The organism is Lacibacter sp. (assembly GCF_035299325.1).
Classification (GTDB): Bacteria; Bacteroidota; Bacteroidia; order Chitinophagales; family Chitinophagaceae; genus Lacibacter.
The window spans coordinates 104,164-115,581 of sequence record NZ_DATGWT010000025.1; the positions used below are offsets into that span (position 1 = coordinate 104,164).

Annotated in this window: 5 protein-coding genes; 2 read left to right on the forward strand and 3 right to left on the reverse strand. The window is 40.8% G+C overall.

The genetic code is table 11. The features are described from left to right. Positions 1-10: 10 nt before the first annotated feature. The 3 genes from VK159_RS14485 to VK159_RS14495 all read right to left on the reverse strand — a co-directional run bounded on the left by VK159_RS14485 (position 11) and on the right by VK159_RS14495 (position 5,473). Positions 11-1,429 (reverse strand): hypothetical protein, encoded by a 1,419-nt coding sequence (locus VK159_RS14485; RefSeq protein ID WP_324230870.1) that lies wholly within the window; start codon positions 1,427-1,429, stop codon positions 11-13. Between the two features lie 74 nt (positions 1,430-1,503). Continuing rightward, positions 1,504-4,452, reverse strand: a complete 2,949-nt coding sequence (locus tag VK159_RS14490; protein ID WP_324230871.1) for a DUF4982 domain-containing protein — start codon at positions 4,450-4,452, stop codon at positions 1,504-1,506. Between the two features lie 10 nt (positions 4,453-4,462). Further along, complete coding sequence (locus VK159_RS14495) at positions 4,463-5,473, reverse strand: glycoside hydrolase family 88 protein (RefSeq protein ID WP_324230872.1); 1,011 nt, start codon at positions 5,471-5,473, stop codon at positions 4,463-4,465. Between the two features lie 441 nt (positions 5,474-5,914). Between VK159_RS14495 and VK159_RS14500 the strand changes: the two genes are divergently transcribed. Then, positions 5,915-9,160 carry a SusC/RagA family TonB-linked outer membrane protein gene (locus tag VK159_RS14500; RefSeq protein ID WP_324230873.1) on the forward strand — a complete coding sequence of 1,082 codons (3,246 nt, stop codon included), beginning with the start codon at positions 5,915-5,917 and terminating at the stop codon, positions 9,158-9,160. Between the two features lie 30 nt (positions 9,161-9,190). Further along, positions 9,191-11,167, forward strand: coding sequence for a RagB/SusD family nutrient uptake outer membrane protein (locus VK159_RS14505; protein WP_324230874.1), 1,977 nt, complete (start codon positions 9,191-9,193; stop codon positions 11,165-11,167). Positions 11,168-11,418 lie beyond the last annotated feature (251 nt).

Here is an 11,418-nt window from a genome sequence, read left to right on the forward strand (position 1 = left end):
ACTGTCGAAGTTAGTTGTTTAATGAAACTTTCATCAAACCCATTTCGGTTTTATTGGTAAAAGGAACGATAAAATAGTTGTCACCGACAGTTTGCAGCAGCGACAGCATAAAGTTGAATTGATCATACACACGAAGGGGAAGTGTGTTGAAATGGCCATCTTCATTTGGATAAACTAAAAGCAACCCTCTTTTTTTAGCAACAAGTTCCTGCACCAGCAACAGGTAAGATGTGTTGTGCATCACAAACTGGGCATAAGGGCCGGGATGAATTTTATAGTAGCTCCCATTGTTTTTTACCACACTGTCTTTTTCTTTTTCCAGTTTACTATTTAGTAATGTCATCCGCACAGCTGTTGGTGCTGAAGTGTAATAAGAATAATCGTAGGTCTGAGTATACATGAAATCAGGATCAATGTTAGAGTAAATGTCTTTGGTTACTCTAACTCCCGTTTTTCTGTTAGTTGGGGCAGCTGAAAAATGAAGCCAGCCGTTGGTTTTACTTTTTTCAACAATAAAACTGGATGCAGTATTGTCTTTGAAAATATCTGGCAGAATGCTTATTGGTGCCATTTCATTCAATGAATTGTCTAACTGTGTCATAAAAACGCCCGGCCTTACACCTCTGTAGCCGGGAGGAGTTCGCAGCATTGAGTAAATAAACGTACTGGAATCTGTACCGTTGTAGCGAATTGTTGGAGAGGCATAAAGATATTTTCCGCTTTCATATTGCTTCGACAAAATATTGCCTGATGCACAGTTGATCTTTAAGAGAGTTAGTATACTTGATCCGGCTTCATCCTGTGATGTTTTTACAACAAACAGATTATTGTTAACCAATGTTACCTCTCTTAACTGATCAGTACGCAGATTGTAAGGAAACATCAGCTTTGTTACAACTTCGGCTTTTCGTTCTGGTTCTAGTTTTACAATAGTGCTTTTAATTTTTTTGATGTTATTGAAGTAAGTGTGGGAAACCAAGAAGAAACTGTTATCAATATTAAACAACTGGAAAGTGGCTTTGCTCTTATTCCATGATGAATCAGCAGGATCATTTACGAGGTAGGAAATATCACTGATAGCTCCATTGCCATATATCTTTAAAAGCTGATGTTGCGATGGCCGTGGGGTATGAACATACAACACATAATACTCCTTCATTTTGAGAAGCATGAGATTTGAATTTTCTGCAATTTTAATATTCACTTCCCGTGTAGCATTCAATTGCAGCTGTTCATTGAAAATATGAATGACTGGTTTTTTGATATTGCTGAAATGAATGAGATGATGAAAGCCATTGACATCAGCAATTAATCGCATGTCACCACCGCCGGGTGTTTTTAACCCACTCTTGCTGTATTGTATTTTTTGTGCTGTGCATAAGGCACAACAGAAAAAAAGAAATATGGTAAGCAGTCGATAGTAGTGCATAATTAAAAGAATAGCCGGGTTCATAAAAATAACCGGCTATTTCTAAATGATCTGTTACAAATTGGGCCGGCACTTTATTTCACCGGCTCATAAATTTCAACTTCAATTATACTCAACCTTCCCTTGCTGTTTGCATCATTGCGTGTTACGCCATCATCCAGCTTCTTACCCGATACCTCTGTGGAAGTTTCGCCGGTTAAGTTAGCCGATTTTACCAATTCAATTTTCACCTTCTTACCGGTCAATCGTTTGCACAGAATGGTGCAATAGCCAAGGCTCGTTGCAGTATTGCCGTTAAACACTTCCTGCCCGTCAACTGAAATGCGTATGGGATAACTGCGTGATCGGAAATTATTAAGTTTCAACGTTACCTCACTGATGGTTGCAGGTTGTTGGAGTTCGTATTCGATCCATGCAGTTGAAAGATTACCATCGTTGTACCAATCAGTTAATTCGTTGTCATCAAAACTTGCGAAAGCGCTATCGCTTTTTGATCCTGCTGTTGCTTTTACAATGGTTAATGCATTCCTTTTTTGCACAAACGATGGAATGGAAGGAGTGGGGCCACGTTGAAGGTTACTTTTTAATCCGAATGATGGCAATTGTGTACTGAGGCCATTGTTTGCTGTTACCGCTGTTGATTGCAATTGAAGTAAAGCAGGTTTTAATCCGTCAGCAGTTGCACTTAATTTTATTCGTCCGGCTTTTGTTGTAGAACGGATGAGTACACGGTTCACGCCGTTTTCAACAGGAAGTTGTTGGGCAAGTATATAGTTATCTTTTCCTTGTGCCATACCGCCTCTCCATTCTGCTTCACCTTCCAGATTAAAGTAGATCATGTTCATAGCAATAGGGCAACGCTGACCGGATGCATCAACTACTTCTACTTCCACTAACGCAAGATCATGACCATTGGCCTGTACACCTTTTGGATGAGTGATCGACTTTAAACGAATTGCAACAGGCTTGCCGGACGTTGTTTTTTGTGTGCTGCAGAGTTGCTTGCCATTTACATCGTAGCCAACTGCTTTAATGGTTCCGGTTTGCCAACGAACTTGTTTGAATGTAAACTGGAAACGGTTGCTCTGTACACCAATGCCTAACGATTTGCCATTGACAAACAGTTCCACTTTGTCGGCAGATGAGATCACAAACATGTCCTTCACGGTTGTGTCACTATAATTCCAATGGCCAATAATGTGAATGCGTGGTTTTTCTACATCAACCCAACCATCCCACATTACCTGATGCGCATAGAAATTTTCTTTGATGATACGTAATGCATCTACTTCACCGCTTCTTCTGTAATTTTCTGCTCCTCGGTGATGGGTGTTTGTTTCGGAGAACACAATGTTCACGCCACCGGAACTAACACGTTTACCTGTGCCGGGACGTTCTTTCCAGAAATCATACCAGCGTGCAATATTTTCCAACGCATGCGATTCCATGTTTCGGTTATAAATTTTTGCAGGTTCACCTTTATGCAAAGGGCCATCTCCGTCTTTGTGATAAGGTGGTGAATAATCATCCCAGTACTTACGCAAACCTTCATCCCTGGAATACTCCATTGCCCATACAGGAATGTTTGCACTTTTATTGACGTATAACATTTCGCCGCCATACTCAGCAGTTTTGCTGTCGAGCATTTCCCTGCTACCGATGGCACGGCCACCAAACGGATCGTATTCATCACGAATGGCTTTCATTTCGATCATGTGTTGTTCACTGATGCTTTCGTTGCCACATTCGTAAAATATAATACTTGGATTGTTACGATTGTAAATAATGGCATCACGCATAACAGTTTTGCGTTGTTCCCAACGTGTACCTGTTACATCTCTTTCGGCATCACCTGCCGGCATTGCCTGCATCAATCCAACACGATCGCAACTTTCTACATCTTGTTTCCAGGGAGTGATGTGCATCCAGCGTACAAGATTGCCGTTACTCTCCACCATCAGTTTATTACTGTAATCGCTCAACCATGCAGGCACACTCATACCAATGGCAGGCCATTCGTTTGATGTGCGTTGTGCATAACCATGCACCTGTATCACACGGTCATTGAGATAAATCATGCCATCTTTAAATGCTGTTTTACGGAATCCTGTTTTTGTAACAATAACATCAACCACTTTGTTATTGATCTTCAAACTTGTTTCCACATCATACAAATAACCATAACCCCAGCTCCAGAAATTAAGATTGGAGGCTAAGGCAGAAGCACTGATTGTTTTTGTTTCATTTGGCTGAATGATAACCGGAGCAGATGAAAATGTTTTCACCAAAAGTCCATTCATGTCTTTTACTGTCACAGCATACGATACAGTTTGCTCCTTACCGGATTCATTCTTTACTTCTGATGATGCAACAATAGTTGCTTTCCTGTTCTTAATATCAAAGTACTTGGCGTAGATGTAAGTACCTGTGGTGCCAAGATTATTATATAGTGGCAATGTTTGATATACGTTTCCGGTAACATGCAGGAATACATTTTTACTAAGACCGCCATAGTTGGCATTGAAATTCTTATCGATCCATTGGTACTTTGTATTGGTTGCTTTTTCACGGTATTCCCAACTGTTGTCGGTACGTACTGCAATTATATTTTCTTCGTTACCAAACTTCAACAGCTTACTGATGTCGTAACCAAAAGCTGTTACACCATTTTCATGCAAGCCAACATATTGACCATTTACATAAATGGCAGCGGCCTGTCGTACACCTTCAAATTCAATAAATACTTTTTGTCCTTTTGCTGTTGCGGGAAGTTTGAATTTCTTCCTGTACCATGCTATGCCTGTTGAAAGATCCACGATATCATTTTTAAACGCTTCATCTTCGTTCCAGGCATAGGGGAGAGTTACTTGTTTCCATTTTGAATCATCATAAGACAGATTGATCGCTAATGAATCATCTCTTTTAAATACTTTCCATGCAGGGTTGAAATTATATTTCGTTCGTTGTGAAAATGAATTTACACTTGCTGACAAAAGAACAGTAAACAGCAGCAATCTTTTCATGTGTTATTTGTTATTTTAATTTGCTTATTTCTGTTCCCGCCAGCAAGAAACAGCCTAAGCCATAGTCTTCAAAATCGGGTGTACTTGTATAAGAAACAGGTTGACCATCTTTAGGTTCTTTACCTGTGCCTTGAACATAGCCCAATTTACCATCTGGATGTACAGCCTCTTTGCACATTGCATTCCAGGCTTTTGCAATTGATGATTTGTATGTTTTTTTATCGAGGATGCCGTTGTTAATGCCCCATGCGAAACCATAGATGAATAATGATGTGCCGGAAACTTCTTTGCCACCAAAATTATTGGGATCATTTAAACTTACATTCCAGTAACCATCTGCACGTTGCAATGGCAGCAAGGCAGCGCACATATCCTTAAAGTCCTGCAAGTATTCGTTGTAATGCGGATCAGTTTTTGGCAAAGCCTCTAACGTTTTTGCTAAAGCTGCAACAACCCAGCCATTACCACGGCTCCAGTAACAGTCATCACCATTGGGTTCTTTATAAGGTGGCACAAAATCTTTATCTCTCCACCAAAGTTTCTCTGCCTGGTTGTATAACCCGTTACCACCGTGTTTGTATTTAGTAAACGCATACATTTCATACATGCGGTTGAAATAATTTGTATCGTTATACAGGTTGCCGAGTTTTACAAATACCGGCATCGCCATTTGTAATGCATCGATCCAATTCCAGTCATCCACTTTTTTTGTAACCATCATCGAGTCGATGGATGCTTTAATATCTTTTACACGTTCAGGATGTTGTTTGTTATCGATCAGGTACATGTCGATATAGGTTTGTCCGCAACATTGGTTATCGGCATTACGTGTTTTAATTCCGCCACGCAAACCCCATTTGTGTTTCTCGCCCCATTGCAATGCGTAATCGTAATATGCTTTTTGTTTATCGATGCTGTATAAAGCCATCAAACCTTCATAATAAACAGCACGTGTCCAGATATTGCTGGGACGTTCGATATTGGTAAAAATTGATTTGCCTGCATCGGACCACTTGTTCATGAAATACTGGTTGGTGAGCCGGAGTGTCTTCAGAATTTTTTTCTTTGTCGGAATTTTCTGGGCCGAAGTCGTTAGGGTTACGGCACAAAACAGCAGCAGATAACTGATTCTTTTTAGCATAGCAGCAATGTTAATTAATTAAGGTTCAATATTACTCCATTATAAAATGTACAGCATCCTGCCGCATCCTGAATTGTTTTTTAAAGAGCTGTTGCTGCAGGTTCAAGATTGTTTATTCTTTATTGATGTGTAGATATTCCCGTAAGGATTGGCAATTCGTTCAAATTGGCATCATTTGTTTTTTGTGACTAACATGGTAAGTCATTAAAAAGCTTCGGGAACGATTGCGTAAAAAAACTAATAAATGCAGGATGGTGCAGGATAGGGTCGCTTAGGAATTCGTCTACTTTAGTAACCTTAAACCTTTATAACTGCTGCTATATGAAAGAAAAAAAATGGGTACGCTCCTGCGTGCTTCTATTGCTGTCGTTTCTATTTGTTTCAACTTCTTTTTCTCAAAACTCTTTTAAGGTATCGGGTAAAGTGACCGATGATGCCAATAAACCTGTGTCAGGTGCAAGTGTTTTGGTAAAAGGAACAACAGTAGGAACAACTACCGGTACAGACGGTAGCTTTGAGTTAAGTGTGCCATCAGGCAGATCTATTCTGATCTTTTCTTCGGTAGGCTACACCGATCAGGAAATAGCCCTCAACAACCAATCAACAATAAACGTAACGCTTGCAGCCGGTGCTTCAAATCTGCAGGATGTAGTTGTGGTTGGTTATGGTACACGCAGAAAAGTTGAAGTAACAGGTGCAACATCTTCTATATCCGGAGATAAGTTACGCTCTGTGCAAACAACAAATATTACACAGGCTATGCAGGGACGTTTGCCGGGTGTTCTTTCAACACCAAGTAGTTTTCGGCCCGGTGCAGGAAGTTCAATCCGTATTCGTGGTAACCGTTCGCTTAGTGCAAGTAATGAACCGTTATATGTTGTAGACGGATTTCCGGTTAGTTACACGATTGATGATATGAATCCTGCAGATATTGAATCGATCGACGTGTTGAAAGATGCATCGGCTACTGCGGTTTATGGTGTACGTGGAGCAAATGGTGTTATACAGATCACCACACGAAAAGGTAAAACAGGAAAAATTTCAGTGAGCTATCAGGGAAGCACTGCAATAGAAACTATTATTCGTCCACTACCCATTTTTAACTCTGTAGAACTTGCCGATTCCTGGAGACAGGCTTTTTTTGCTGACAGACAATACACCCGTAATATCGGTACAGCATCAGGAACCAATCCTTTATATTATTACCCAACAGCTTTGGCTGATGTGGCATTGTTCAGAAACAGGTTTGGCAGTGAAACACAATGGAATTCTATCAAGGATGCTTATACCTGGTTGGCATATGATCCTGCAAACAATATTTACATAGCCAAGAAACGACTAGCCACAGCGGAAGAAAGAGCAGTGATGCAGAATCTTGGTCTTTCTCAAGTGGACAGCGTTGATATGTATGATCCATCAAAGATCAGAAGTTTCGACTGGTTGAATGAAGTAGGGCTGCGCCAGGGACGTACAGATAACCACAGTATTTCTGTAACAGGCGGAAGTGAAAAATTCAAAGCATCTTTCAACGCAGGATACTTCAAACAAAAAGGTATTGAATATGCACAGGATTATACACGTTATTCTATTGGCAATTCTGTGGAATTTAAACCTGTTAAGTTTCTGAATTTTGGAACAACTATCAATTACATTCACGCCCTTACAAATACAAGTACGAGTTCGTATGCGAATGCTTCAGGTATGATACCGATGACTGTGCCTTATGATACAGCCGGTAACTGGATATTGTTTCCCAACAGGGATCAACAAATTATAAACGCTGTAAATGATCGGAATACGGTTTTTGATGAGACCAAAGCAAACCGCATTTTCGGAAATGTATTTGCAGAAGTTACGTTGCTAAAAGGGTTAAAGTATCGCACCATGTTTGGCTTAGATAGCCGTAACTCTATACGGGGAACATTTAATGGAGCTCAATCTTCAATACGTCTTGGCAGCCCGGCAAATGCTTCTCAAACTACCAACCAGGCTTCTTCATGGGTGTATGATAATATTCTTACGTATTCAACCAGAATCAAATCAGACCACTCAATTAACGTAACCCTTTTGCAGGAATTACAAAGCCTCAACCGGTCTTCTTCCTTAACCATGTCTGCGAATAACCTGATTTTTGAATCGCAAAAATGGTATTCATTGCAGCGGAACACAGATGCAACAGTTACAGGTTCAGGTACATTCTCTGCAACACAGTATCAATCTTACATGGGACGTCTGGAATATGGTTTTCAAAACAAATACTTGCTTACAGTAAGCAATCGTTACGATAACTCATCTGTGCTGGCCGAAGGAAATAAAGGAGCATGGTTCCCGGCAGTTTCAGTTGCATGGCAAATAGATAATGAAGGATTCTTCGCAAAGCAAAGTATAGTTACCAAAGCCAAACTACGTGCCGGCATTGGAAGAGTGGGTAATGCTTCTATTGATCCTTATCAAACAGCAGGTCCGCTTGGCTTTACAAATTACAATTGGGGTAATGGTGTTGCTGCCATTGGTGCAGCTCCAACAACCTTCCAGACACCGGATCTTACGTGGGAGAAAACTACTACAACAAACATAGGTCTGGAATTCGGTTTGTGGCAGAACAGGATCATGGGTACCATCGATTGGTATAACTCAAAAACAACTGATCAGTTGCAGCGTCGTTCAATCCCTGCTGCAAATGGTGTTGACTTTGTGTTCTTCAACCTGGGTGAAGTAAACAATAAAGGTATAGAGATAGGCCTCAGCACAATGAATGTTGATAAGAAGGATTTCAAATGGAGTACTGACTTTATGTTTACTGCCAACAAAGAAAAGATCGTTAATATTGATGGAAGTAAAAACAGCAACTATGCAAACCTCTGGATATTAGATCAGCCACTGCAGGTTTATTGGGGCTTCCAGAAAGATGGCATCTTCCAGTATGAAGATACAATCCCCGGTAAAGGTATACTCGCTACATACTACTGGCCTAAGAATGGTCGTAACAATGTGAACTATCAACCCGGCCGCATCAAGATAGTTGATGCCAATAAAGACTCTGCTTTCAGTCCAGCAGACAGAATCATCTTAGGTTCTCATAATCCAGATTTCATTGCAAGTATCGGAAACACGTTCACCTATAAAAATTTCGAACTGAATTTCCTCGTTTATTTCCGTGTAGGTGGTTTGTACCGTGTGCCACGTCCGGGACTTGTTGGTCGTTACCAATCAAACAAAGTGAACTACTGGACACCAACCAACCCCAGCAATGATTATCAACAGCCAACTCAAACAAGTGATATCCCACTTAACTGGGAAGCGCTTACATACCGTAAGGCAACCTTTGCAAGGTTTAAAAACATTACGCTTACTTATCGAGTGCCAAAAAATATCACAGATAAATTACACATGACCGGCTTTTCAATATATGCAAGCGCAGTAAACCCAATTCTCATTCACAAACATTCAGACTACGATCCTGAAACGGTTCCATACCGTGAGTTTCCCGGCAGCACTACCAACCAAGTAGGGCCCAACTCTTACAGTTATAAGAGTTATGTAGTTGGTGTAAGATTGGATTTATAACAATATTGTTCAAGCAAAAAAACATTTATTATGTATAAGCATTTTAAAATAACAGGTGTAGCACTGGCACTTACAAGTATGTTAGCCGTTTCATCCTGTAAAAAATTTATAAAAGAAGAACTGGTTACTACACTTACAGAAGATTATTACAAAACAGATGTTGGACTGGAAGACCTGGTAAAATCGGCTTACACACCATTACAATGGCGTTTTACCGGTGAACAGTCTTATGGCATGCATAATTTTGGCACAGATGAATTTCGTGAAGGAGATCAGTTTAATAACGTCCGCTATAACGATTATGATGCCAACCTGAATTCTAATGACGCTTTTGTAAATGGTTTATGGACCAATAACTATTCAGGCATCCGCAGGTGTAATCAAGGTATTGAAATGATCGCTGCATTTAATGATGCTTCTTCACGTGTACTTGGAACGCAGGCACAAAAAGATTTGCGTATTGCTGAATTAAAAGCTCTGCGTGCGTTGTATTATTTCCAGCTTTTAACTCAACTGGGAGGCGTGCCATTGATTACTTCGGTACCAAAGGAACCACAATATGAATTTCCACGTGCTTCGGTAGCAGATGTGTATAGTCAGATTATTGCTGATTTCAAAGCTGCGGGCCCGGGATTACCCTGGCGTTATACCGGCGCTGACCGTGGCCGTGCCACACGAGCGATGGCTTATCATTTTTTGGCCAAAGCTTATCTCACCCGGGGAAGTGCTGTAACAGAAGCCCGTGGCCAAAAACCAACCGATATGGACAGTGTGATATATTATGCAAATGATGTAATTACCAACAGTGGCCATGCGTTGGAAGCAGACTATGGTAATCTGTTTAACTCTGCATATCCGGATGGCGCTATTCCATTGCCGGGACAGAACGGTTCAGTGCCAACAGGAAGCAAGGCGAAAATTGATGCCAATAACGCAAGTAATGAAATTATCTACGCAGCTCAATTTAGCTCTAACCTCAATCTTGCAGGTTTAAACAACCAGACCCATTTGTTTTACCCTTCAGCTTATGATGCAGGTATCCCCGGTATGGCAAGAGATTTCTTTAATGGCCGCCCGTTCAGAAGATTACGTCCAACTGATTATACAATTGATATTTACGATAAGATCAATGATTCAAGGTTCTTCAAAAGTTTTCAAACAGTATTCCACCGGAACGTGGCATCTAATGCGAATCTTCCTGTATTTACCGCCGCCAATGCACCTGATCCGAGCCTTGTGGGTAAACCCCGTGTAGGTATTGGTGATACCGCAGCACTTTATATTGTAAATCCCATCAATATGCCGCTGCTTACTTCAACTATTTCAGGAATGCGTTACTATTCTGTTTTTGCAAGATATAAGCAAACAACTGCAGGAGGGGCCATCTCTTCTGATTATACCGGTAACAAATACCTCACGCTCTTAAAATTTGCCGATCCGATCCGCCTCACAACCACTAATAATGAAGCAAGAGGTATACGTAACGGCACATTTGCAAGACTGGCCGATACTTACCTGATGCTTGCAGAAGCGTATGGTCGCAAGAGTGACTATGCAAATGCTCTTGTTTATGTGAATATATTAAGAACCCGTGCTGCCTATAAAGCCAATGAAACACGCAGTCCACAAATTTGGCAGTACATGGGCGGCCCTAACACGCTGGCAAATACAACAGCCAGCAACCTGGCAACCACAGATCTGTTTACCACCAATGCTGCCAGCGAACTGTATCCTGCAACCGTTACATCTACCGCAGCAAGGTTCATTCATTTTATACTTAATGAAAGAACCCGTGAATTATGTGGTGAATTTTATCGTTGGGAGGATCTGGTACGTACCGAAACACTTTTTGAAAGAACGAAATTGTACAATGCAGATGTAAGCCCTTCATTCGCCCAGTTCCATAAGCTTCGCCCAATCCCTTTGCTTCAGATGTTGGCGCAAACTGTTAACGGTAAACCAATGACAGCGGCTGATATGGCTGCTTATCAGAATCCTGGATATTGATCAAATACTATTTAATTGTAATAAAGAGGCTGCCTGATGTGCAGCCTTTTTTATGCATTGTGTGCACGGCAACGATTGCGTAAAAGCTGCAGCTTTTCAGGATGGCACATGACAGTTACGTATTTCCACTATACTAATTTAGTATCGTTAACAATAACATCGATTGCTGATCGATGTCGATAACAAAGCGTTGATTGCTAAACAAAGATTGCTGCTGTATGACCTCTGCTGTTAAACTTGCTGCTGTACAC